This is a genomic window from Citrobacter sp. C5_2, assembly GCF_014596845.2.
In the GTDB taxonomy this organism is placed as follows: domain Bacteria; phylum Pseudomonadota; class Gammaproteobacteria; order Enterobacterales; family Enterobacteriaceae; genus Citrobacter; species Citrobacter werkmanii.
Genome location: NZ_CP115032.1, coordinates 4,398,050 through 4,423,389 on the forward strand (window position 1 = coordinate 4,398,050; position 25,340 = coordinate 4,423,389).

The following is a 25,340-nucleotide window of genomic DNA, read 5'->3' on the forward strand; positions in this document are numbered from 1 at the left end:
TCTGACCCTGCGTTAGTGAGCGTTTCTCCTGTTTGCGCTTCACGCCGACAGCGTTTTTGATTACATGAAATTCAGTACATTTGCAGTCTGCTTTTATTCTGTCATCGGTCTGACGTCTTAAAGACGGTATTGAGTTTCGTTATTCCCGTTGAGGGTTTTCTCCCGACAAGGAGCTGTTTTATGCAACGGATTCTCGCGTTTTTCTCCCAACGCGCTACGACGCTATTTTTTCCTATTGCATTGATTTTGTATGATTTCGCCGCCTATCTGTCGACGGACTTGATCCAGCCCGGCATCATTAATGTCGTACGCGATTTCAACGCCGATGTCAGTCTGGCGCCCGCGGCGGTCAGTCTCTATCTGGCTGGTGGTATGGCGCTGCAATGGTTGTTAGGACCGCTTTCCGATCGGATTGGCCGCCGTCCGGTACTGATTGCGGGAGCGCTAATTTTTACGCTCGCCTGCGCTGCCACATTGTTCACCACCTCGATGACGCAATTTCTGGTCGCCCGTTTTGTGCAGGGCACCAGCATCTGTTTTATCGCCACCGTCGGCTATGTCACGGTGCAGGAGGCATTTGGGCAAACAAAGGCTATTAAGCTGATGGCGGTAATCACCTCCATTGTGCTGGTGGCGCCGGTTATCGGCCCGCTTTCCGGAGCAGCGCTGATGCATTTTGTACACTGGAAGATCTTGTTTGCCATTATCGCCGTCATGGGGCTTATCGCACTCATTGGACTCACGTTAGCAATGCCAGAAACCGTCCAGCGTGGCGCGGTGCCGTTCAGTGCGCGCAGCGTCTTACGTGATTTTCGCGACGTTTTCCGCAACCGGGTGTTCCTGTTTGGCGCAGCCACGCTGTCGTTGAGCTATATCCCGATGATGAGTTGGGTGGCAGTCTCACCGGTGATCCTCATTGATGCTGGCGGCATGACCACATCCCAGTTTGCCTGGGCGCAGGCGCCGGTGTTTGGCGCGGTGATCGTCGCCAATATGGTGGTCGTCCGCTTCGTGAAGGATCCGACCCGGCCACGCTTTATCTGGCGAGCGGTTCCCATTCAGTTGAGCGGGCTGGCGGTATTGATTGCTGGCAATTTACTGTGGCCGCACGTGTGGTTGTGGTCAGTACTGGGGACCAGCCTGTATGCGTTTGGCATTGGAATGATCTTCCCAACGTTATTCCGCTTTACACTATTTTCCAACAACTTACCGAAGGGTACGGTTTCGGCGTCGTTGAATATGGTGATCCTGACGGTGATGGCGGTTTCTGTCGAAATTGGGCGTTGGTTATGGTTCAACGGCGGCAGGATTTCGTTTCATCTGCTGGCGGTGGTGGCAGGTATTGCCGTCGTGTTCACGCTGGCAGGCTTACTGAAGCGCGTACGTCAGCATGAGGCAACCGCATTAGCCGCAGAGAGTTAACCTTCTACGAACTGCCCCCATTCGTGAACACTGATATTGTGTTTAGCGGTTGGGGGCAATCCATCATTGTGCATCTACTTTTAATCATCTGACGAGAGATAACGGAACTTCCGCATCGGGTTCATGCGTGATCCGATTACGCAGGTCGCGGCGAATCATTTCAATGACCCAAAACCAGAAAATATGCCCAATAATTTCCGACACATATTCATCAAATGGCAGCTGAGACAAGGGCGGCGAAAGATGTAGTGCGGGAATGAAGATGCCATGAACTGCCACCGTCACGATTAAACCTGCCAGTACCCCCTGCCAAAGTTTAACTTTTGGAAAAATTTCAGCTGCAACGCAATACCCGACTGCAAACACTAATGAAAATATGATGTGCGTAACCATAACCGGATTAATCACATGTTCAGAAAAGGTATAGACCGTTTGCGTGGGATCAATCCCCAAATAGTCTCTGAGAAAAAGGTACGGAGGATTAAACTCATTTCTTCCCAGAGAAAATGTCCTGGGTGGAAGAGGAACTTCGGCCCCCCACTTAACAAATGCAGAAAGTACGCCAGACACGATGCCGACTAACACGGCAACGCCATAATGGCGGCGTTCAGTTGGTGTCCTCGTGAATAAATCTTTCAGCTTCATAACTCATCATCCCCTCTGTGCCAGTAACCCTAAAAATCAGTAACTATGCTATCCAGGAGGGATGATAAAAATTGTGATTAAGATTATCTTTGATAAAAAATGATCTAAAATGACTAATTATGAGTTAATTTGATTGTAAATATAACGTCACCGCGTATGTCATGCAGGCGTTTTATCCGGCCTACTGGCTTACGTAGGCCGGATAAGGATCAACGCCATCCGGCAGCGAGTCTGTCACCTCACGCGATGCGCGCAAACCCCGCTTCCAGATCGGCAATCAGATCGTCAACATCTTCCAGACCAATATGCACCCTGACCAGCGTGCCGCTGAAATCAACCTCTCCGGCCGGGCGAATGCTGTTCAGCTCTTCCGGTTGATTCGCCAGAATGAGTGACTCAAAACCGCCCCAAGAATAGGCCATATGGAACAGCGAGAAATTATCGAGGAAATTCGCCATCTGCTCGTCGGTCAGTCTCTTTTTCAGCACAAACGAGAACAGGCCTGAGCTTCCGGCAAAGTCACGTTGAAAATACTCGTGTCCCGGACATTCCGCTAATGCAGGATGATTCACCCGCGCCACTTCCGGCCTTGCCGACAGCCAGCGAGCAATGTGAATACTGCTCTCCTGATGCTGCTTCAGACGTACCGCCAGCGTACGTAATCCGCGGCTACCGTTGTAGGCTGTGTCGGCATCCAGCGTTTGCCCCATCAGATAGGAGTTCTCTCGCAAACGGTCCCAGCAGCGGGCGTTAGACACCGCCGTTCCCAGCATGCCATCCGAATGGCCTATGGTGTACTTGGTGCCTGCCTGAATGGAAATATCCACCCCGAAATCCAGTGCCTTGAAGAGAACACCCGCCGCCCAGGTATTGTCGATCATAATGACAATCTCCGGATTCACCGCGCGGATAGCCTTCACCATTCCCGGTACATCCTGGACTTCCATCGTGATAGAACTTGGTGATTCGAGGAACACCACCTTCGTTTCCGGACGCAGAAGATCAACGATCCCAGCCCCAATCAACGGATCGTAATACGTTGTTTCCACGTTAAATTTACTCAGGATCTTATTGCAAAAATCCTGAGTTGGCTCGTAGGCTGCGCCCGTCATCAAAATATGATCGCCGCTTTGGACGAATGCCAGAATCGCATTGGTCACCGCTGCTGCTCCACACGGATACAGCGCGCAGCCGACACCGCCTTCCAGCTCACTCATGGCTTTCTGGAAGGCAAAATGCGTATAGGTTCCGCGACGACCGTAAAACAGTTCGCCGTTAGCACGGTTGGCGGTGGCAAATTTCTTATCCTTCACGGTATCGAACACCAGCGAAGAGGCGCGTTGGATCACCGGATTCACCGCTCCCTGGGTATAGCGTTTGTCGCGACCAGCAACGACCAGATGCGTTTCAAGCTTCATAGCGTCTTTCATAACTTCTCCTGTTCTTAATCCGTGTGAAAACCTATACCACCGCAGCAGTAGAGTTTATTTCAGTGTTGGTCTGCTTTTTTCCAGCGAACCGTTCGACAATCTGTGCCGCGTTCAAATCATGGATGACGTTAATCAATGTAGCTGGCGCATCGGTAATGGTGCCCAGTACCACCAGCATCGGGATCGCTTCCATCGGCAGACCCAACGTGGTGACGATAAAGATCTCGCCAAGGAACGCCCCACCGGGTACGCCGCCGACGATAATGGCGGAGAGCACCGCAATCAGCATCGTCAGGAAGAAGGTTTCGGTGGTGAACTCCATACCCAGCACGGAATAGATAAAGACAATTTTCAGTGCGGCTATCATCGCCACGCCGCCTTTATTCAGGTTCACCAGCAGCGGAATGGAGACATCAACGATTTCCGGGTTGATCCCCATCGCTTTACCGGCGCGCAGCGTCACCGGGAGCGTACCCAGCGAAGAACAGGTCCCCAGCGCGGTTGCAGAGGGTTCAATCGCGTTACGCCAAAAGGCTTTCACCGCCGGAATACCGCCGCCAATGTACGAATAGAGAATAGAGCCAAAAACAAAGTAGACCAGCGTAGCAACCATAAACAGGCCAATTGCGCGGGCAAAGGTTAGCAGCAGAGCAGAGTCCTGGCTGGCCATGGTGGCGGCGAAGTAGCAGCCCAGACCAATCGGCGCAACCTTCATGATGATTGAGACGATCTTCATGATCACCGTGTTGGCATCTTCCAGCAGTGAGGCAATGCGTTTCCCAGCCTGATCCGATTGGCCAATCGCCACACCCGCAATGATCGCCATCACGATCAGCGCCAGGATATTGGACTTAGAAAACAGTCCAATAAAGTCGCTGGTGGTAATCATGCTCACAAAATCCATCTTGCCGCTGCCCGCCTGCACGGACTGCGAGAGATCGATAGTGACGCCCTGCGCCGGGTTATACCAGAGCGCCAGCGCGACGATCCCGGCCGCCGGAATAAAGGCCATCGCGATCGAAACAATAAAGATAATCGCCATAATGCGTCCCAGCCTTTTCAGGTCGGTCATACTGGCGATCGAAGACATAACGCTGATCCCCACCAGTGGCACAATAATCATAAATAACAGGTTTAAGAATATCTGACCTATTGGCTGGAGTTTACCTGCCAACGATGGGGCATAAATACCTAATAAGCCGCCAATCACCAGAGCAACTAATAAAATAATCGACGATCTGTAGGGTTCGAGTCGTGACCACATAATCGGTACCTTTAGAATAATAATTAATGAGATTAAATTCACAATGTGATGAGTTGCCGTTGCGCCTCCTGTTATTTTGTGACGTAACTCACCTAAGTTGTTATTTTTTCATTTTGCCAGCAAGTTGTTTCCTGTGATTCAATAGTTGCATGTTTAAAAGCCGAATGTAACGGCCTATTTGTACCGTTTTTGCAAATCACTTGTGAATTAAAGGAAACTATGAGTACGCCGATTTCACTCAAGCATCTGGAATTTTTTACGAAAATCGTCGATTGCGGGGGGCTGTCAGAAGCCGCGGCGCAGCTCAATGTCTCGCCGTCTGCGGTCAGTAAAAGCCTGGCCGCGATGGAAGACACGCTGGGGACGACGTTAATTAAACGCACCACCCGCAGTATTACCCTGACCGACGCCGGGCAATATCTCTTCAACCGCGCTAATAAGCTTTTGAAAGAATTCGATGAAACGCTGAATACCACTTCCGGTTATTACCACAGTCCACAGGGTGAATTACGTATAACCTGCTCAATTGCGTTTGGTTATTCCCGACTGGTGAACCTGGTGGATAAATATCGCGCTCAGTTCCCGGATGTGAATTTATATATCGATCTCAACGATAACTTCGTGAATCTGAACGAAACGGATTTCGACATCGCTCTGCGCATTTCTACCGCGCCGCCGCAGAACTATGCCATGCGCAAGCTGGTGCCTGTCCGCTGGGCGTACTGCGCCTCACCCGGCTACCTTGCCAAAAAAGGCATGCCCCAGCGCCGCAGCGATCTGGTCAACCATGGTTGCCTGGTGTATCCGGGTCTCACGCCAGTGCTGAAAGTGGCTGATGAACATGATCGTCTGCATCAGCTCAAACTGCATATGCCGATCCAGGCCAATAGCAGCCTGGTATTACTGAAGTCGGTACTGGAAGATCAGGGCGTGGCGTACTTGCCGACTTACCTGATTGGCGATCATATTCAAAAAGAAGAAATAACACCGTTGATGCTCGACGGCACGATTACCTGTGAAACTCATGCTCTGTATGCGCTCTATTTTCCCAGTAAGTACAGCAACCCCAAGGTACGATCGTTTATCGATTTTCTGGTAGCGGAACTCGGTCCCTTACCTGCCTGGGACAACTGGATCCCGGAATAAGATCTGGTCGCCTAAAAACGAGGGCCGCACCACATTTTTTGCACGATCCTGTCGTCTGGCTCTATTCTTAAGCCTATGAATAAAATTGCTGAACTCAAACGCGCCAAACGACTGGCGCTCTCATTGCTGCTGATTGCCGCCGCCACTTTCGTTATCACGCTGTTTCTGCCGCCTAACTTCTGGGTGCTCGGAATCAAAGCGATCGCCGAAGCGGCGATGGTCGGCGCACTGGCGGACTGGTTTGCCGTGGTGGCGCTTTTTCGCCGGGTGCCGATCCCTTTTATCTCGCAACATACGGCGATTATCCCACGCAATAAGGATCGGATCGGGGAAAATCTCGGTCAGTTTGTGCAGGAAAAATTTCTCGACACTCAATCCCTGGTCGCGCTGATCCGCCGCCATGAACCGGCGCTGTTGATCGGGAACTGGTTCAGCCAGCCGGAAAACGCCCGGCGTATCGGCCAGCACCTGCTGCAAATTATGAGCGGTTTTCTCGAACTGACCGACGACGCCCGCATTCAGCGGCTGATCAAGCGGGCAGTGCACAAGGCCATCGATAAAGTTGATCTCTCTGAAACCAGCGCATTGATGCTGGAAAGCATGACCAAAAACAATCGCCATCAGGTGCTGCTCGACACGCTGATCGCCCAACTGATCGCTCTGCTGCAACGCGATAGCTCGCGGGCATTTATCGCCCGGCAGATCGTGCACTGGCTGGAGACCGAACATCCGCTGAAAGCGAAGATCCTGCCGACAGAATGGCTGGGCGAGCACAGCGCCGAACTGGTTTCTGACGCCGTAAACTCTTTGCTGGATGACATCAGCCACGATCGCGCCCATCAGATCCGCCACGCCTTCGATCGCGCGACGTTTAAGCTCATCGATAAGCTCAAACACGATCCGGAAATGGCCGTGCGAGCGGAAAGCCTCAAAAGCTATCTGAAAGAAGACGAAGCCTTCAACCGTTATCTCGGCGAGCTGTGGGCAGACCTGCGTCAGTGGCTGAAAACCGATATCAACGCCGATGATTCTCGCGTGAAGCAGCGCATTGCCAATGCCGGGCAGTGGTTCGGTGAAACGCTGGTTGCCGACAGCGCCCTGCGCGCTTCATTGAATGGGCATCTGGAGCAGGCCGCGCATAAGGTTGCGCCGGAGTTCGCCACCTTCCTGACGCGCCACATTAGCGACACGGTGAAAAGCTGGGATGCGCGCGATATGTCACAGCAAATTGAGCTAAACATTGGCAAAGATTTGCAGTTTATCCGCGTCAACGGCACGCTGGTCGGCGGTTCTATTGGGCTGCTGTTATATCTGCTGTCGCAAATACCTTCCCTGCTGACGCTGGCGAATCTTTAAGGGGACCACCTTGCTGGTGATGCCGCTCGCCCGTCAACTTAGCGTGCCGCGCAATATTAATCTGCTGGGAAGCGGCGCTCAGGCCATCATTAGCGCCACGCTGTGTGGTGCCGTTGCGTTGTTTTTTGCTGCGATTATCAGTCTCACGCAATGATATAAACAGCGATTCGCTAACCCTAAAAGGGTATAAATTCATTACTAGGTCTATTCAAACTAGTCCGTTATTTAATGTCAACATTTAATAAATGAATAAATAACCAACAATATACTCATCAGGAAATTTATAAACTCACTTTAAAATGCGTAAAAATGGACATATTAATTCAACATCAACACCATCTTCAAAAACGCATATATTCTGGTTTAAAAAAATCGCCCGCTTTAATAATCCTGATCGACTTAATTTGCTCCTTTAAAAACAGGCAGATGTAAAAAAGGCGTCTTACAAAAGACGCCTTTTACATATGATCACAACAAATTAGAACTGATAGGTCAGACCCGCAACAACCTGGTTGTCGCCGTCAGCGCCATCAAGCAGGTTAATTTTATAACCTACATCAGCAACCATATTTTTGTTGAAGTAGTAGTCCGTACCCAGCGCCACATATTCGGTCAGGTCATTATTATTGTTGTCACGCGTATGGACATAAGCCACGTTCGGACGCAGACCAAAATCAAACACATACGCAGCCATCGCTTCAAAGTGCTCAGCTTTGTCCGCATCCTGAATCAGGTTGTGGGACTCACCGTACATCGTCGCTACGTAGATGGCGTTAGCATCATACTTCAGGCCAGCACCCCAGAACTCTGCGTTTTCGCCATCCCAACCATTCTGTTTCTGCTGAGCAGTCACAGAACTGGTGGTGTAGGCCGCAATCGCAGACACGCCGGAATCGGCGATATTATCGTAGCCCAGGGAGAAACCGTAGCCATTGCCATGCTGTTTCGTTGGATCCTTATCGGTATCATCCTGACCCTGATATTGCGCGCCAAGGCTCAGGCCATCAACGGCACCAAACAGATTTTTGGTGCGGAGTGTTGCAACGCCAGAAGTGCGTGTAGTAAGGAAGCGGTCAGTATTTTCATAGGAGTCACCGCCGAACTCTGAAAGAATGTCAGTGTAAGCTCCCACGTCGTAAGCGATACCGTAGTTACGACCGTAGTCAAAGCTAACGTCATGGCCATAATCCAGACCAGCAAACGCCAGACGTGTATTAACACCATTCTGAGAACCTTCTGCTTTAGCGGCATCAAACTGACTTTCAAACTGACCATAGCCAGTCAGTTGATCGTTGATTTGAGTCTCACCGCGAAAACCCAGACGTGCGTAGGTGCCGTCAGCATCGGTGCCGTCAGTCCAGGAGTGGACCGCTTTTACTTTGCCGTACAAATCAAGTTTGTTGCCATCTTTATTATAAATTTCCGCTGCTTGAGCGGAAGTGATGCCTAATGCCATCACTGCTAATACCACTGCTGACTTTTTCATATTTTTACTCACTTTTAATTGTGAATTTTGCTATCAACTTTGTTATGAAGGCAGAAAGTCCTCATAAAAAAGCCCCCTGAATACCAAGGGGAGAAATCAAAAACACACCAATAAAGGCAATAATGAAGTGGCAATAAATAATTCACTACTCAGATTTCATTCAAAATCCGGAATAAGGTCAGCCAGGTTTACTCTTGATTCTCGCCCTGGTTAATAGAGCGATGTAGCATTAACGCCTCAGCGATAATATCTTGTTTACTTTTTCGCGTTTCAAATGCCAGCGTTCGGACATATTCCCGCAGAGAATTATCAACACGGGCACTTAAAAGAACCATATCTTTAGATCGGGTACCCCTGGCTTTTCGGATATCGGGATAATCTCGAGAAGGCATCGTCATCATCTCCTGAACGCAATAAGATGCTTATGGCGATGAAATATGCAGTCAGTGTAAAAACATGTCAACGGTAAAAAACATTCACAATCGTAATAAAACTGTTAATAAAGCGAGGTAAAATGGAACGATATTTCAAGCGAAAGATAACTTGTTTATAGAATAATGTGTAATTTTAACTTTACATATATTCATTTTTATTCATTTGATTAAAAACGCATGAAGCATTGACACGAATTATTACACTCAATCGAAACATCATTGCAGCCAATAAGTTACATACCGTTATTAATGTCTACTTTTATGCGAACTGCTTGTTTTTATGTACTGTTATGCAAAGCGGTTCTACCCAAACCACTGCCGGAATCACTTTGATTCTCACTTAATGCTGACCTGTTTTGTCTAAAAATAAGCACGAAAAGGTAAAAATAAGGTAAATAACCCATTTTTTCGCATGCAAAATTAAGTTGTTTTTAATTGATATAAATTAATTTACGTCGTGTAAAGACGGCGAAAAAATCCCGGCTGAGGCGCCAGACAAAATTTTTTATGTCCAATGCAGCACGATAAAAGGGGAATAATCACGAGGGAAAGTACCACACGGACCGAAGCTGTCCGTGTGGCTGAAGAAGCAAAATCAGGCGTTAACTTTATCCAGCGGCCAGGACTCGAACAGATAGCCATCAAAGTCAATATCATCGACATTTGAAAATTCCAACAGCCGTTGTTTGACGTTTTCCAGATGCTGCCACATTGCCAGCTTGGCCGCGCGGGCGTCCTTTTTAATTAACGCCGCCAGGATCTGCTTGTGGTCGACCATCCACTCCTTACGGTAATGAGTATCATCGAGGTGGCTATGAAGCTGGATCCACATCGGGTTGTTCTCACGCCACTGCCATGACTGGCGAAATAACTCCACCAGCATGCTGTTATGCGTGGCTTCCGCAATCGCCAGATGAAACTGCATGTCACCGCTTTCTGATCCATTCGGTTCGCTGGAGGCCAGCTCACGCTCTTCCAGTTGCAACGCCTGACGCATTTTGACGATGTCTTCGCGAGTGGCCTGCAGCGCGGCAAATTCAGCGATGTTGCTTTCCAGCAACTGGCGCGCCTGCAGCAGTTCAAACGGACCGGCATCGTTGCAGTGATTTACATCCGTACTGTCGATACTCTGCGCATCCGCATTGTCGAGCACGTAGATTCCGGCGCCACGACGCACGTCAACCAGTCCTTTAATTTCCAGCATGATTAATGCTTCGCGCACCACCGTGCGAGTGACATTAAGCATCTCAGCAATTTCACGCTCCGGCGGCAAACGCTCACCGGGCTGGTACGGCGTCTGGACAATCAGATCGCGGATCATGGCACCCACTTCCTGGTAGGGTCTTTGTTGAGAAGTGTTCGATTTCATCGTGTTATGTCCGTCAGAAGCGTGTAATCAGATACGGTGAATAGGTATCGAACTATAGCATTTGCGGCAAGTCAAAAACAGAAAACGGGTCAACCAAATCAGTATTTTGATTGACCCGTCATAGTTCGGGGAATTAAGCGTCAGCGCTTAGCGCGGCAACACACTCACGCGCGCCCAGCTCGCACAGTTGTTGATACATGGCGATAACCGTCTCAACAAAGTCGGCGTTTTCCGCTAAATCATGGCCAAAAATCCCGCTCAGCCCCAGCAGCGCCGTCACACGTTCAGCCCCCTGGTACTGTTGGTTAATACGCTGGAATTCAGCCAGCATTGGGTCAACAACATCAATGGCATGCCCCTGCTCATCCACGCCGTGGGTATAACGCATCCAGCCCGCGACGCCAAGCGCCAGGTGACGCCAGTCGCTGCCGTTTTGCAGGTGCAGACGCACCGGATCCAGCAGGCGCTGCGGCAGTTTCTGGCTGCCATCCATCGCAATCTGCCAGGTGCGGTGGCGCAGAGACGGGTTGCTAAAACGTTCGATCAGCAGCGTCGCATAGGCGTTGAGATCGGTGCCTTCCGGCATCGCCAGCGTCGGCGCCTGTTCCTGCATCATCAGCTCAAACGCCGCTTTGCGATACGCGGGATTGGTCATGGTATCGGCGATAGTTTCATACCCGCCAAGATAGCCCAGATACGCGAGGAAAGAGTGGCTGCCGTTAAGCATGCGCAATTTCATCATTTCAAACGGCACCACATCGGCAACGAACTGCGCGCCGACTTTATCCCAGTCCGGGCGACCGTTGACGAAGTTGTCTTCAATCACCCACTGACGGAACGGCTCACAGGCGATAGCACATGGATCGTAAACGCCCAACTGGTCGGCAATTTCCTGCAACGTTTCTGGTGTCGCTGCCGGCACAATGCGGTCTACCATGGTGCATGGGAAGGTGGCGTTAGCTGCAATCCACTCCGCTAACTGCGGGTCACGCGCCTGCGCCAGGCCCAGCACCGCGACTTTCGCCACATGACCATTTTCACGCACGTTATCGCAGGACATCACGGTAAAGGCCGCCAGCCCCTGCTCGCGACGCAGATGCAACGCCTGTACGATGTACCCAATCGCCGATTTCGGCGCGGTCGGGTTCGCCAGATCGTGCTTAATCAGTGGGTTATTGAGATCTAACTGGCCGCTGGCAGCGTCAGTGCAGTACCCTTTTTCCGTGACCGTCAGCGAGACAATCGCCGTCTGCGGGCGCGCCATGGCCTGTAAAATACCGTCGCAGCCGTCAAGATCCGGATGCAGCGCTTCTTTCATCGAGCCAATCACTTTCAGCACAGTGTTGTCCGCGCCCTTTTCCGCCACGGTATACAGCAGTTGCTGCTTGCGCAGGTTTTCAATCAGTACGCAGTCGTTACCCGGCATCAGGTTAACTTCACAGATACCCCAGTCGCTGTCGGTGGTTTCTAAGAGATGGTGGGTGTACAGCGCCTGATGCGCGCGGTGAAAAGCACCGCATCCCAGGTGAACAATACGGGATTGCAGGCGAGAACTGTCCCACGCCGGACGCGCAACCGGCAGGTTGCTACTGGCAATTGTCGTTGTCATCGTGAACTCCAGAAGCCGTTGGAATACCAACGGAAGAGAAAAGGAAAAAGCCGGCCAGACAGGTGACCGGCAAATCTGCTTTAACGGCTGAAGAAAGCGCGCTGGATAGCCATTTCAACACCACGCACTTCCGCCAGCCCTTTCAGGCGACCAATCGCGGAGTAACCGGGGTTGGTTTTCTTTTTCAGATCGTCAAGCATCTGATGACCGTGATCCGGTCGCATGGGGATCAGATCCGCTTTGCCCTCAGCTTTACGACGTTGCTCTTCTTCGACGATCGCTTTCACCACTTCGTACATGTCAACGTCGCCGTTAAGATGTGCCGCTTCATGGAAGGTTTTCGGGTTATCTTCACGCAGCGTGGAGCGCAGATGGGTGAAGTAAATGCGCGGACCAAACTGTTTGATCATGTCAACCAGGTCGTTGTCCGCACGAACGCCGTAGGAGCCGGTGCACATGGTAAAACCGTTCGCCATGCTGCTGACCGTATCCACCATCCACTGCATATCTTCCACGGTGGAAACAATACGCGGCAGGCCGAGAATCGGGCGCGGCGGATCGTCCGGGTGTACCGCCATACGCACACCAGCTTCTTCTGCCACCGGAATGATCGCTTTCAGGAAGACGGCAAAATTCTCGCGCAGCGCGGCTTTATCGATATCTTTGTAACGCTCAAGATGCTGACGGAACTGATCGAGGGTATAGCCTTCTTCCGCGCCCGGCAGACCGGCGATGATATTGCGGGTCAAACGCGCTTTGTCTTCATCGCTCATGGTTGCGAAGCGTTCATTGGCCTGAGCAATCTCTTCGGCGGTGTAGTCTGCTTCCGCGCCCGGACGTTTGAGGATATGCAGCTCAAAGGCGGCAAATTCAATCTGGTCAAAACGCAACGCTTTGGAGCCGTCCGGCAGGACGTATTCCAGATCGGTACGGGTCCAGTCGAGAACCGGCATAAAGTTATAGCACACGGTACGAATGCCGCACTGGGCCAGGTTACGCAGGCTCTGCTGGTAATTGGCGATCCACTGCTGATAGTTGCCAGAACGAGTTTTAATGTCTTCGTGGATCGGCACGCTTTCGACGACCGACCAGACCAGGCCCGCCTGCTCAATAATCGCTTTGCGCTTTAGGATCTCATCAACCGTCCACACTTCCCCGTTCGGGATATGGTGCAAAGCGGTGACAACGCCCGTGGCACCCGCCTGACGCACATCCGCTAAGGTGACCGGATCGTTAGGGCCATACCAGCGCCATGTCTGTTCCATGTTTTGTTCCTCGTTTACATTATGGACTCGACGATATGGCGCATAAATTCCTCCTTTTGGTATTACATGTCAACCTCAATGGCAAAATTGGTTAACCAAATCACAATGAAAGCCGTTTTGATCCTATGAACGGCGCAAAAATACACGGTGAATATGTAAACATGTAACGCAATGTGACATCTATCGCATCAATGGTTAACCAATATATGTAACATCTCAACCAAAATCATAATGGTTCAACCAAAAGAAGGTAGACGTTTTATGCACGTTCTCAATATTCTGTGGGTCGTATTCGGCATCGGTCTGATGCTGGTACTTAATCTAAGATTCAAAATAAACTCGATGGTCGCCCTGCTGCTGGCGGCGCTCTCGGTCGGCATGCTGGCGGGTATGGATTTAATGGAGCTGCTGCACACCATGAAATCCGGTTTCGGCAGTACGCTGGGAGAGCTGGCGATTATCGTGGTATTCGGGGCGGTCATCGGTAAGCTGATGGTTGATTCCGGGGCGGCGCATCAGATTGCCCATACGCTCCTGGCGCGCCTCGGCCTGCGCTATGTGCAGTTGTCGGTGATCATTATTGGTCTGATCTTCGGCCTGGCGATGTTCTATGAAGTAGCGTTTATTATGCTGGCGCCGCTGGTGATCGTTATTGCTGCGGAAGCGAAGATCCCGTTCCTCAAGCTGGCGATCCCCGCCGTTGCCGCCGCCACCACCGCGCACTCCCTGTTTCCACCGCAGCCAGGCCCGGTGGCACTGGTTAACGCCTACGGCGCTGACATGGGCATGGTCTACATCTACGGTATTCTGGTAACCATTCCGAGCGTAATCTGCGCCGGACTTATCCTGCCGAAGTTCCTTGGCAACCTCGATCGTCCGACGCCGTCATTCATGAAAGCCGACGTCCCGGTTGATCAGAACAATCTGCCGTCATTCGGCGTGTCTATTCTGGTGCCGCTGATCCCGGCGATCATCATGATCTCCACCACCATTGCCAACATCTGGCTGGTAAAAGGGACACAAGCATGGGAAGTGGTCAACTTCCTCGGCTCTTCACCGATTGCAATGTTCATCGCCATGATTGTTGCCTTCGTGCTGTTTGGTACCGCGCGTGGTCATGATATGCAATGGGTCATGAACGCCTTTGAAAACGCGGTGAAAAGTATCGCGATGGTGATCCTGATCATCGGCGCGGGCGGCGTACTGAAGCAGACCATCATCGACACCGGCATTGGCGATACCATCGGTATGTTGATGTCGCACGGCAATATTTCTCCGTACATCATGGCGTGGTTGATAACCGTATTAATTCGTCTGGCAACCGGTCAGGGCGTGGTCTCAGCCATGACGGCGGCGGGAATTATCAGCGCAGCCATCCTCGACCCGGCAACCGGTCAACTGGTGGGCGTCGATCCGGCGTTACTGGTGCTGGCGACGGCGGCAGGCTCCAACACCCTGACCCACATCAACGATGCCTCGTTCTGGCTGTTCAAAGGCTACTTTGACCTGTCGGTGAAGGATACGCTGAAAACCTGGGGTCTGCTGGAACTGGTAAACTCCGTGGTGGGTTTGATAATCGTGTTGATCATCAGCATGATTGCATAAAGTCTGTCCCGCTCTGGCAGTAGCGCCAGAGCGGTTTTCCAACCTGTCTTAGCAATCCTCAATAATCAGATACACCGCCTTCACCGGGCCATGCACCCCAACCACCTTGATAAGCTCAATATCCGCCGTCGAACTGGGTCCACTGATAATATTAATGCACGACGGCATCCGCTCACCGGCCTGCGCTTTCTGATGCAGTTTTTCCGCCAGTTGTGCTACGCGCGGCAGGATGGTGCTTTTACGCAGCACGAAAATCGACGACTCCGGCAACAGGCTCAGGGAACGCCCGCGCTCCGGCGCGGAAAACAGCACCACGCCGCCGGACTCGGTCAGGCCATACTCGGCATAGACCACGCCGACTTTCGCCTGCTCGGCCTGGGTAATATTTTCGCTACCGCGCGCCGGGTCCCAGACCACAGCGTTGCATGCCTGCTGTAAGCGTTCGGTAATGCCCAGTTCCACCAGCCGACTGTCGCCGCTCAGTACCACCGGTTGCGGCCCCAGCTCCTCACACAGGCGGAGCGCCGCGTCTGCGGCCTGATCCTCGCGGGTCAGTTCGCAGCGGGCCAGCATCACCTCGCTGGCAAACTGGATAAACGCCTCGCAGCGCTGCTCGGGGCTCAGTTCGGTCAGGCGCTCGTTGGCATAGTTGTTAACCGGCGCGGCATCCGCGTGCGGTTCGAAACGCAGCGGGCGACCCAACGCCTGGGCGACGGTGTTTAAAAATGCGGTACGGTTATCCATTTTTTTTCTCCTGCGCCTGATGTTTCTTAAACCAGCTGCGGAAACTCTCGCCGTCAGCATCAGGCAGATCGCGCGCCTCCATCCAGTCACCAATCGCGCCAACCTTAAGCGGCGTTTTACCGCCATTGATAAACCAGCTCGCCGCGTGGGCCCCGGCCATCATGCCGACCTTCCACAGCCCTGGATGGCTGTTGGCATAAGCGAACATTTTGATCGCCCGTCGCTCGGCTTTCGGGGTAATGCCCTCCTCGGCCATCACCCGGCGATGCCGCAGGATCAGTTTTGACAGAGGGATCCGCACCGGACAGACGCTGTCACAGGCCGTGCACAGTGAACAGGCATACGGCAGGTCTTTAAAATCTTTATAGCCGCCGAGCAGCGGAGAGATCACTGCGCCGATGGGACCTGGATAGATGGAACCATAGCCATGCCCGCCGATATGACGATACGCCGGACAGGTGTTCATACAGGCTCCGCAGCGGATGCAGCGCAGCACATCACGAAACGCTGAGCCCAGCACCTGCGAGCGCCCGTTATCGACAATCACCAGATGAAATTCTTCCGGTCCGTCAACGTTATCCGCCTCACGCGGGCCGGTCAGCCAGGTGTTGTAGCCCGTCAGACGTGCGCCCACGGCGCTGCGCGCCAGCATAGTGATCAGCACATCCACATCGGCAAACGTCGGGGCGATACGCTCCATACCCATCACCGCAATGTGCGTTTTCGGCAGCGTGGTGCACATGCGCGCGTTGCCTTCGTTGGTCACCAGACACACCGAGCCGGTTTCCGCCACGGCAAAGTTGCAACCGGTAATGCCGATTTCGGCACTCAGGAAATCTTCGCGTATCTTCTGGCGAATGAATAAGGTCATGGCTTCCGGCGTTTCCGGGCCGTCGTAGCCCAGACGTTCGTTCAGCACACGGCGGATCTGATAGCGATCTTTATGAATGGCCGGGACCACGACGTGCGAAGGCGGATCCTGATCCAGTTGCAGGATGTATTCGCCGAGATCGGTTTCGATCACCTGAATTCCGGCATCCTGCAGCACATGATTGACGCCGATCTCTTCGGTCACCATCGACTTGGACTTCACCACCTTCTTCGCATTTTTATTCTGTGCGACCTGCAGAATGTAGCGGGTAGCCTCTTCTTTGGTTTTGGCGAAATAGACGTGCCCGCCGTTTTGCGTCACTTTCTCGGAGAGTTGATACAGGTAAGCGTCGAGATTGCTCAGAACGTGATCGCGGATCTGGCTGGCACGATCGCGCCAGTCTTCCCAGTGGCCTAACTCCTCGACCATTTTCTGTCGATTCGCGCCGATACGCTCCTGCGCATTAGCCACGGCTTTGCGCATGATCGGGTCTTCAATCTGCTGACGAATGCGCAGTTTAAATTCTACATCGCTGGTTTTTATCGACATTTCTTTCCCCTCAGCGGCTCATCAGCACTTCAGCAATATGCATCACTTTGACCGGCTGACCTTCCCGTTGCAGTCGACCGCCAATGTTCAGCAGGCAGCTGACATCTGCGCCAATCAAGTATTCCGGCTTCGCATCCATCAGATGGAAAACTTTCTCTTTCACCATCTCGCCGGATATTTCAGCCATTTTGACCGAGAATGTTCCGCCAAAGCCGCAGCAGGTGTCCTGATCGGCAAACGTCAGCAGCTCCAGCCCGCGCACGTTTTTCAGCAGTGTGAGCGGCTCTTCCTTCACACCCAGCTTGCGGGTCAGGCTACAGGAGGGGTGATATACGGCGCGGCCATGCAGACTGGCGCCGACATCCACCACGCCCAGTTTGTTGACGATAAAGGAAGTGAGATCCTGCATACGCGCAGCAACGTTCTCAGCACGGATCGCCCACTCAGGTTCATCGGCCAAATAGGTCGGGTAGCTTTTTACCGCATAGGTGCAGGAGCCTGCCGGAGAGATAATCGGATCGTCGTTGTCTTCCAGCGCGGCGATCAGGTTTTTCATCCCGGGGACCGCTTCTTTGATGTAACCGCTGTTGATGGCTGGCTGACCGCAACACCCTTGCTTCTCGGGGAAATTCACGCGACAACCCAGTTTTTCCAGCAGCAATACGGAGTCTCGTGCCATCCGTGATTTCAGTGCGTCACCAATGCAGGTAACAAAGAAATTTACATTCACAATAACCACTCCATTGCTTCATTTCTGTTTATTGCGCTTGATATTGCTATATCAAGCAAAGGTTCAATCGTGTTTCACACCCAGTTTTTCGGTTTGCTCGTTTTACTAATGCCTGGGTTCATAATGTTGCTCAGATCGTTTTCCTTTGATGGCGACTCTCCGTCTCTTATATCAGGACAATCGCAAATGTCTGTATTTTCATTTGTATGACAAAACAAAATAATCCCCTAATCGACTCGGACATGCAATACCCAGGTTTATTTATTTCGGCATCGCTCACATTTTTATATTTAAAACCACAGCATTATTAACACCTTAAGAATAGTTTCAGGAGATAACTATTCTCGTCACTACCATTATCAAACATGTTGTTAAATAACTACTTATAGGTATTCCGCTTACTCTTAAGTATATTTATTCGGCATTAAATTTTAATTAAAAGATTACAATAGTTACAAAACCACAAATCATAATTACTTTATCCACTGAAGCGATTCAGTTTACAGCTTTTATTAATCCAGCAATGTAGCCTCCCCGCCATAAATATAAATCAGGTTTAATAAACCAATCGGGAATAGCAATGAACGAATATTTTATGTTTGCCCTGGCACTCTCTCCGTTACTACTGATGGTATTTTTAATATTAAAACTAAAAATGGCCATCCATTATTCCGTGCTAATCTCTTTAATTTTCACCGCCGCGTTATCAGCACTATTCTGGGAAATGCCCGTACAGAATCTGAAAGCCGCAATAGGCTATGGCGCACTGAAGGGATTATGGCCGATCGTGATAGTGATCCTCGGCGCTATCTTCAGTTATAACGTCATGCAGGCGACCAAAGCGCTGGATATTCTGCGCGATATTCTCGCCAGCATTAGCGAAGATAAGCGTATTCAGGTGCTGCTGATTTCATGGTGCTTTGGCGGATTCCTTGAAGCTGCAGCGGGTTATGGTACGGCGGTCGCCATTCCAATCGGCATTCTTATTGCGCTCGGATTCAACCCGCTGAAGGCGGCGATCGCCTCTCTGGTTGCAAATACCGTTCCCACCGCATTCGGCGCGGTCGGGATCCCGGTTTCTATTCTGGCGGAACAGGTTAATCTGCCGGTTTATACCTTAGGCGGAACTATTATTCTGCAACTGGCGCTGTTTAATATCCTGCTGCCGTTTGTCATTGTCTGCATAATTGGCGGCGGCCTGAAAGCCATTCGCGGCGTATTTCTGATCACGCTGATGTGCGGCATCACCACGCTGGTTCCGCAATATTTTGTCGCTATCCATCTTGGCGCGGAATTGCCTGCCTTTGCCGGGAGCCTGGTCAGCCTGTTTGCCGTCGCGATAGTCAGCCGCCTGCGCAAAGGAAAAACCGATCCCGAATGGCGCATTGAGGTCAGCCATACCCGCGAAACCACGCCGCGCTCGGCAAAAGTGTGGTTCCGCGTGGGCTCTATCTATCTGTTTATTTTTGTCTTTATCCTGCTGTGTTCACCGCTGTTCCCGACGATAAAAACCGCGGCGTCCCAACTGGCCTCGGTACTGCATTTCACGCTCGCCGACGGCAAAACCCTGGCGCTGAAAGTGGAATGGGTGACCACGCCGGGGATGCTGATCATCTTTGCGACCATTATCGGCGGTTTTATTCAGGGGGCTTCGGCACGTGGGATGCTGGAAGTGTTTATCAAAACCATTTTCCAGCTTAAAAATTCCATTGTGGCGATTATGGCGATCGTCGCGCTGGCCACGGTGATGGATCTCAGCGGAATTATTTCCACGCTGGCCCAGTCGATTGTCGATCTGACCGGCAGCTCATACGTCTTCCTCGCCCCGGTGATTGGCGCGCTGGGCACGTTTGTGACCGGCAGCGATACCAACTCGAACATTCTGTTCGGTAAGCTGCAAACTATTGCCGCCAGTAAGCTGCATATCGATCCCAACTGGCTGGCGGCGGCCAATACCTCCGGCGCAACGGGCGGAAAAATGATTTCTCCGCAGAGCATCGCCATCGCAGTTTCAGCCACCAAAATGGACGGCCAGGCCAACCAGATAATGTCTGGCACCATGAAATACTGCTGCGCCTACATTGTGATCCTCGGCCTGAAAGTCGGTCTCTTTTATTACTGGTTTATGGCGTAACCCGTTGTCAACCCCGCCAAATTCGCGGCAATCGAATTTGACGACGCGGTGACCATAAAGGTTTACACCGCCCCGGGATCGGAACGAGGTGACAGGCTTTACGATTTGTCGGCGCTGACTAAAATAGCGCCGATGTTTCAAATCGAGGATTGTTGTTATGTTGTTCTGGAAAAAGATGGTGAAGAAGTTCGACGCCTTTTCTGCGTTGATCCCACCACGCTACTTCCGCGTGTAATGTCTGCGTTTCACGCTCATTTGTCGGCCGGATAAGGCGCAAGCGCCGCATCCGGCAACTGGCCCCCTTTCACTTGCGCAGCCCGCACGCTCTTAACACCCTGACCCACAGACGAAGCCACGCAAAACGGTAGACCAGCGGATGCTGAAATCGTAGCAATGTCAGAAACATAGAGCCTCCTTGCGGCGCTACAGTACCGTTGCCTGATAGCGAATCTGCGGCTCCATTATCTGGTGACGCGCGTCTATCAGCCGCAGTTCATACGAGTCGCGCTCTTTCGTTAGTCGCATCACCGCGTCAACAACACTGGTGGTCCGCTCCAGCGCCAGCTTGTCATCATAACCATTGAGCAGTGAGGCCAGCATCACGCTGCAAATCAGATCCCCAACGCCCACCGGCATTTTGGCAAAGCTATACAGCGGCCGGGCGATGTGTAACGTCTGTTCCGCCGTCACCAGCAGCATTTCAAACGCCTGTTTGTCACGCGAGCAGTCGCCGAGATGCTTCACCAGTACCTTCTTCACGCCCCATGCCACCAGCTGCTGCGCCGCTTCCACCACCTCGTCAAAACTACGCAGTTGCCTGCCCGTCAGCACGCCCAGCTCATAGAGATTCGGCCCCATTATGTCGGCCAGTTGAATGGCGTCATCGACAAAATAGGACTCCACGCCCTGCGCGACAATGCAGCCTTTTTGCGGGTCGCCCATTACTGGATCGCAAAAATAGAGCGCCTGCGGATTACGCTGGCGAATGGTGGTGACCGCGTGCTTGACCTCTTCGCAATGGCGTTTATCTCCAAGATACCCTGACAATACGGCATCACATTGCGCCAGCTTTTGCAGGTCATCCAGCCCGCTGATGATGGCGCTCAACTCGCCGTGCGGCATCGCCATGCCCTGCCACATCCCGTACTGGGTGTGGTTGGAAAACTGCACGGTGTAAAACGGCCAGACATCGATCCCCGAAAGCTGCATCGGCAACACGGCGGCTTTATTTCCGGCATAGCCATAAACGACTGACGACTGAACAGACAACACGTTTTTCATTTTGACTCCGTCTAACGAAACGTTGGCAGCAGACCAAATACGTCCAGAACAACCGTCAGATAAACAATCGCCCCACAGACAATCACCAGATTGAGCACGGTGTTATTACACGGCGCGGTATAGCTGGCGGTCGGAAAACGTTTCCGCGCCGCTTTCACCAGGAACGGCGGCAGGATCACGCTCCAGATGGTAAAGGCCAGACCGGCGTAACCAATCGCGTGCACAAAACCGTTCGGGAAGAAGAAGCACACGGCGGCTGGCGGGAAGTAAGTCACCAGCGCGGTTTTCAGGCGGCCCATGCCGTCATCCGGGAAATGAAACAGATCGGCGATGTAATCAAACAGGCCAAGCGTCGCCGCCAGCAGGGAACTGGCGACCGCGAAGTTGCCGAAGAAGGTCAGGATCAGATCCATATAACGGCTGGTGAACAGCCCGCTGATGGCCTCGACAAACACGTCGATATTGCCGCCTTTGGCGATAATTGGCGGGAACGAGGAACGGCTAATGTTGCCCATCGTAACGGCTAACCAGAAGATATACAGCAGCAGGGCAAACAGCGTGCCGATGATAATAGAGCGCGTAATATTCGAAATCCCGCTCGTGCCATACAGCTTGACCAGGCTCGGCACGTTACCGTGAAAACCAAACGAGATAATGCAGAACGGCAGCGTCATCAGGATATACGGCAGATACTGCGAATTGGGCAGCGCCACCGCCACGCTGTCGACGAGTTTTGCCACTTCGATATGGCCCACTAGCCCGGAGAAGGTGGCAAAGAACGCCACAAATTTACCGATAATCAGCACGGTAGTGATGCGTCCAACCAGCAAGGAACTGTACCAGGCAATTGCCCCAACCAGCATACTGACGATAATCACCGAGATATTTGCCGGAAAACGCACTCCGCTGTATTTAAATACGGTTTGCGCCATCACCGCCGATGAACCGGAGATATAGGCATAGGTCAGAATATACAGCACAAAGCCGAAAGCGATACCCACCACGATATTCCACTTACGGCCTAATAAATCCTGGGTAAAGGTATTAAAACTGGCACCAGCGCCATAATGTAGGTTAACTTCAACCAGCATCAGGCCGGTTAATAACATCATGATGGCAATAAAGAGAAGAATAACCGACGCACCGGGGAACCATACGCCGGCCATCGCAATCGGCAGGGAAAACATTCCGCCACCCACTACGGTCGCGATAACCAACATGGTTCCGCTAATCAGTCCGGGGGTACTACTCTGTCGCTCAATGGCATTAATATCCATGATAAATGTTCCTGTAGACTATTCGTTATAATTACAGCTGTCATTTGTACATCATGCGGATAATAAAAATGTCGGAGTCAGGGTTTACTTTTTATAGTTCTGTCACGGTAACGGACACCGCAAAGGCTTCCTGTTCATGGAAAAAGAAGACAAAAAAGCCCCATCGCCAGATGGGGCCATAATGCTTATTTAGATATAATCAAAGCGCGCGGTAAAGAAACGCAACTGCTTCGGCTCATAAATAAACTTCAGCCCGCGAATATCTTCTTTGTGCTGGTAAAGTTTAATAATACCGTCGGCCACCACATCCATATGCGCGTAGGTATAAACGCGACGTGGAATCGTCAGACGCACGGTTTCCAGTTTCGGTCTGTGGTGTTCGCCGGTCACGTTATTACGACCCGCAGAGATAATTCCGCGCTCCATACTACGTACACCAGTTTCTACATAGATGCTGGCAGCCAGGCTTTGCGCCGGGAACTCGTCCTGCGTCAGATGCTCGCAGAAGCGGCGCGCATCGAGGAATACCGCATGGCCACCCACCGGTTCAACAATCGGTACGCCAGCAGCTTTCAGCTTGTCGCCCAGGTAGCGCACCTGCTTCACGCGGTGCTCAATGTACTCATACTGCATGGCTTCGCGCAGACCAATCGCCATGGCTTCCATGTCGCGTCCGGCCAGGCCGCCGTAGGATGGCATCCCTTCGTAGACCACGACTAACTCTTTGGCAGCAGAGAACATTTCGTCATCATTCATGCACAGGAAACCGCCGATGTTTACCAGACAGTCTTTTTTACCACTCATGGTACAACCGTCGGCGTAGCTGAACATCTCATGCACGATCTCTGCGATGCTCTTGTTCTCAAAGCCCTGCTCTTGCTCTTTGATAAAGTAGGCGTTTTCTACGCAGCGGGTGGCGTCGTAGAACACTTTAATGCCGTGTGCTTTTGTCAGTTCACGTACCGCACGCATGTTTGCCATCGATACCGGCTGCCCGCCCGCGAGGTTAACCGTCACCGCCAGGCAGATATAGGCAATATTCTCGGCGCCTTTTTCATCAATCAGCTTTTGTAATTTTTTAAGATCGATATCACCTTTAAATGCAATATTCAGACCGGCATCGTGCGCTTCGTCACGAACGATATCGACAAACACCGCGCCATTTTTTTCCTGGTGATAACGGGTAGTGGTGAAATACATATTCCCGGCAACATATTGCCCAGGTTTAATAGCCAGCTGCGATAACAGGTTTTCAGCGCCGCGGCCCTGGTGAGTCGGAACAATATGTTTAAAGCCAAACAGTTCCTGAACCGTTCTTTCCAGATGGTAGAAGTTTTCGCTGCCCGCGTACGCTTCATCACCCATCATCATTCCGGCCCACTGCTTGTCGCTCATTGCGTTGGTGCCACTGTCGGTCAGCAGGTCAATATAAATATCTTTCGAATTTAACAGGAAAGTATTGTAACCCGCTTCCTGCATTTTCTTAAGGCGTTCATCACGCGGGATCATAGATACAGTTTCAACGCTTTTAATACGGAAGGGTTCTGCCGGATAATTCATTTTGTTTCTCCAGTAACAGTGGTCATGTACGTATTAATGTGAAGTAAAGCATACCTGGTTCATCAATAAAGTCTGATGAAATATAACTATTCGCCTCCTGAGCCAGGGGGAGAAATAATGTGGAGGCACTATGCAAGATTTAATTGATTATGGAAATAGCTCGAGCAACATTAATCACTGGCAATAATTCAAAAATCTGTAAATGTGAGTGATGCAAATCACACGTCATTTTTTTACCTATTCATATTCAACAAGTTTTTTTTTGCGTGTTGTTTTGTCGTTCGCTGTTGAGCGTTACCTGCGACCGGAAATACTGAAAACTTAACTTTCCAGGCTGTTCTCATTTTGTATTGGTGAATGAGTACACCCCATTTTGTGAGAGTCGGATCACTTCGCGAGTTACTATTTGTGATACATATCACTAAAAGTGTAAAGTAAAGTGTACAAATTGGTGTTGTTTCAGAGTTTGCTATTTGCTTCAGTGAGTTAGATCGCATTTTTGACCAGATGGAAACAGGCGTTGTTTTCTGGAGCGCGGGGATATTCAGGCGTGTGGAAGGTAATGAATTTATACGCTGAATAATACCGGATTTATTGGGATGAAGGCGTTTTCTATTTATTCCAAAAGCGTGCTATTCGCGCTTATTTCATCTTATTTACATCTGGACTTCACCCAAGATACTGGGGGAATTTACAGGGATTTTATTAGCACGATACGCAGTAACTATTAAAGGGAATAGTCACCATGACTGATACGCATTGTATTGCAGTTTCATTTGATCCAGAAGTGCATGCCGCACGCACCGCCGAACCCGAAGAGTCAGAACTGATGAAATCCCTGCGCGCCGTGGAAAAGCTCTCCGCGCGCAAGCAAAAGCAGGTGCTGGAGTTTATCGGAGTGATTGCGGGTAAAGGGTCGAAGGGGTGAGAGTGTGATAGTCCTTGAGGTGCCTGCGGGCGCCTTTATTATGGGGCATTGCGCCATCTTTGCTTTATGCCGTAGTACGTTCGTTCCAGGCGTCAGTATATTGAATATTGCCATCTACGATACACCAAGTAATTTTTTCATAGCGCAGTTGTACGCTTTCTAAATGCCCGGTTCCCCGCTCGCGCCTTGAGCGTGTTAAAAACGGTGTTCAAGGCATTAAACAAACTTACTTCTA

At 51.4% G+C, this 25,340-nt stretch carries 20 protein-coding genes and 2 pseudogenes; 7 read left to right on the top strand and 15 right to left on the bottom strand.

Translation table 11 applies throughout. From position 1 onward, the window contains the following. The first annotated feature begins 180 nt into the window (after positions 1-180). Entirely contained in the window at positions 181-1,422 is a 1,242-nt protein-coding gene (mdtM, locus tag ICA20_RS21410; RefSeq protein ID WP_038636916.1) for a multidrug efflux MFS transporter MdtM, read from the top strand. 84 nt (positions 1,423-1,506) lie between these two features. Here mdtM and ICA20_RS21415 read toward each other — a convergent pair whose 3' ends face one another. From ICA20_RS21415 to ICA20_RS21425, 3 genes are all read right to left on the bottom strand, one after another. Further along, complete coding sequence (locus ICA20_RS21415; protein WP_038636914.1) at positions 1,507-2,067, bottom strand: DUF1440 domain-containing protein; 561 nt, start codon at positions 2,065-2,067, stop codon at positions 1,507-1,509. A gap of 239 nt (positions 2,068-2,306) precedes the next feature. Continuing rightward, complete coding sequence (metC, locus tag ICA20_RS21420; protein WP_038636913.1) at positions 2,307-3,497, bottom strand: cystathionine beta-lyase; 1,191 nt, start codon at positions 3,495-3,497, stop codon at positions 2,307-2,309. 31 nt (positions 3,498-3,528) lie between these two features. Next, the gene (locus ICA20_RS21425; protein ID WP_038636908.1) at positions 3,529-4,761 is read right to left on the bottom strand and encodes a dicarboxylate/amino acid:cation symporter; all 1,233 of its coding nucleotides are present in this window, start codon (positions 4,759-4,761) and stop codon (positions 3,529-3,531) included. A gap of 219 nt (positions 4,762-4,980) precedes the next feature. On the opposite strand from ICA20_RS21425, the gene ICA20_RS21430 reads away from it, so the two are divergent. From ICA20_RS21430 to ICA20_RS21440, 3 genes and pseudogenes are all read left to right on the top strand, one after another. Beyond that, complete coding sequence (locus ICA20_RS21430; protein WP_038636906.1) at positions 4,981-5,907, top strand: LysR family transcriptional regulator; 927 nt, start codon at positions 4,981-4,983, stop codon at positions 5,905-5,907. A 75-nt stretch (positions 5,908-5,982) separates the two neighbouring features. Then, the gene (locus ICA20_RS21435) at positions 5,983-7,263 is read left to right on the top strand and encodes a DUF445 domain-containing protein (protein ID WP_038636904.1); all 1,281 of its coding nucleotides are present in this window, start codon (positions 5,983-5,985) and stop codon (positions 7,261-7,263) included. Further along, positions 7,259-7,417: pseudogene (locus tag ICA20_RS21440) on the top strand (MFS transporter); the annotation flags it as partial. The gene ICA20_RS21435 and the pseudogene ICA20_RS21440, both read left to right, overlap by 5 nt. 324 nt (positions 7,418-7,741) lie before the next feature. Here ICA20_RS21440 and ICA20_RS21445 read toward each other — a convergent pair. The 5 genes from ICA20_RS21445 to uxuA form a co-directional block, all read right to left on the bottom strand. Beyond that, positions 7,742-8,749 (bottom strand): porin, encoded by a 1,008-nt coding sequence (locus ICA20_RS21445; protein ID WP_038636901.1) that lies wholly within the window; start codon positions 8,747-8,749, stop codon positions 7,742-7,744. A gap of 188 nt (positions 8,750-8,937) precedes the next feature. Then, positions 8,938-9,141 carry a hypothetical protein gene (locus ICA20_RS21450; protein ID WP_038636898.1) on the bottom strand — a complete coding sequence of 68 codons (204 nt, stop codon included), beginning with the start codon at positions 9,139-9,141 and terminating at the stop codon, positions 8,938-8,940. Positions 9,142-9,778: 637 nt separating this feature from the next. Continuing rightward, positions 9,779-10,552 carry a Uxu operon transcriptional regulator gene (gene uxuR, locus ICA20_RS21455; protein WP_038636895.1) on the bottom strand — a complete coding sequence of 258 codons (774 nt, stop codon included), beginning with the start codon at positions 10,550-10,552 and terminating at the stop codon, positions 9,779-9,781. A 133-nt stretch (positions 10,553-10,685) separates the two neighbouring features. Next, on the bottom strand, positions 10,686-12,161 hold the full coding sequence (locus ICA20_RS21460) for a fructuronate reductase (protein WP_038636887.1): 1,476 nt from the start codon (positions 12,159-12,161) through the stop codon (positions 10,686-10,688). Positions 12,162-12,241: 80 nt separating this feature from the next. Further along, positions 12,242-13,426: a mannonate dehydratase gene (gene uxuA / locus ICA20_RS21465; RefSeq protein ID WP_038636885.1), complete on the bottom strand. Its 1,185-nt coding sequence runs from the start codon at positions 13,424-13,426 to the stop codon at positions 12,242-12,244. Positions 13,427-13,687: 261 nt separating this feature from the next. On the opposite strand from uxuA, the gene gntP reads away from it, so the two are divergent. Next, positions 13,688-15,031, top strand: a complete 1,344-nt coding sequence (gene gntP / locus ICA20_RS21470; RefSeq protein ID WP_038636883.1) for a gluconate permease GntP — start codon at positions 13,688-13,690, stop codon at positions 15,029-15,031. A 48-nt stretch (positions 15,032-15,079) separates the two neighbouring features. Here gntP and ICA20_RS21475 read toward each other — a convergent pair whose 3' ends face one another. From ICA20_RS21475 to ICA20_RS21485, 3 genes are read right to left on the bottom strand one after another with little or no spacing between them, the layout of a single operon-like run. Continuing rightward, positions 15,080-15,775 carry a lactate utilization protein C gene (locus tag ICA20_RS21475; protein ID WP_038636881.1) on the bottom strand — a complete coding sequence of 232 codons (696 nt, stop codon included), beginning with the start codon at positions 15,773-15,775 and terminating at the stop codon, positions 15,080-15,082. Further along, positions 15,768-17,195: a LutB/LldF family L-lactate oxidation iron-sulfur protein gene (locus ICA20_RS21480; protein ID WP_038636879.1), complete on the bottom strand. Its 1,428-nt coding sequence runs from the start codon at positions 17,193-17,195 to the stop codon at positions 15,768-15,770. Before ICA20_RS21480 ends, ICA20_RS21475 begins: the two co-directional genes overlap by 8 nt. 10 nt (positions 17,196-17,205) lie before the next feature. Continuing rightward, entirely contained in the window at positions 17,206-17,925 is a 720-nt protein-coding gene (locus tag ICA20_RS21485) for a (Fe-S)-binding protein (RefSeq protein WP_038642987.1), read from the bottom strand. A 580-nt stretch (positions 17,926-18,505) separates the two neighbouring features. On the opposite strand from ICA20_RS21485, the gene ICA20_RS21490 reads away from it, so the two are divergent. Further along, positions 18,506-20,059 (top strand): L-lactate permease, encoded by a 1,554-nt coding sequence (locus ICA20_RS21490; protein ID WP_038636877.1) that lies wholly within the window; start codon positions 18,506-18,508, stop codon positions 20,057-20,059. A 423-nt stretch (positions 20,060-20,482) separates the two neighbouring features. Here the strand turns inward: ICA20_RS21490 and pdxY are convergent, their stop codons facing one another. The 3 genes from pdxY to ICA20_RS21505 form a co-directional block, all read right to left on the bottom strand. Beyond that, positions 20,483-21,340 carry a pyridoxal kinase PdxY gene (gene pdxY, locus ICA20_RS21495; RefSeq protein ID WP_038636874.1) on the bottom strand — a complete coding sequence of 286 codons (858 nt, stop codon included), beginning with the start codon at positions 21,338-21,340 and terminating at the stop codon, positions 20,483-20,485. An 11-nt stretch (positions 21,341-21,351) separates the two neighbouring features. Next, a complete protein-coding gene (locus ICA20_RS21500) occupies positions 21,352-22,617 on the bottom strand; it encodes an aromatic amino acid transporter (protein ID WP_038636871.1) in 1,266 nt (421 codons plus the stop codon). Positions 22,618-22,806: 189 nt separating this feature from the next. After that, on the bottom strand, positions 22,807-24,177 hold the full coding sequence (locus tag ICA20_RS21505; protein ID WP_038636869.1) for a tyrosine phenol-lyase: 1,371 nt from the start codon (positions 24,175-24,177) through the stop codon (positions 22,807-22,809). 745 nt (positions 24,178-24,922) lie between these two features. Between ICA20_RS21505 and ICA20_RS21510 the strand changes: the two genes are divergently transcribed. After that, complete coding sequence (locus tag ICA20_RS21510; RefSeq protein ID WP_038636867.1) at positions 24,923-25,105, top strand: hypothetical protein; 183 nt, start codon at positions 24,923-24,925, stop codon at positions 25,103-25,105. A 64-nt stretch (positions 25,106-25,169) separates the two neighbouring features. Here ICA20_RS21510 and ICA20_RS21515 read toward each other — a convergent pair. Then, a pseudogene (locus ICA20_RS21515) lies at positions 25,170-25,280 on the bottom strand (type VI secretion system tube protein Hcp); the annotation flags it as partial. Positions 25,281-25,340: the final 60 nt, after the last annotated feature.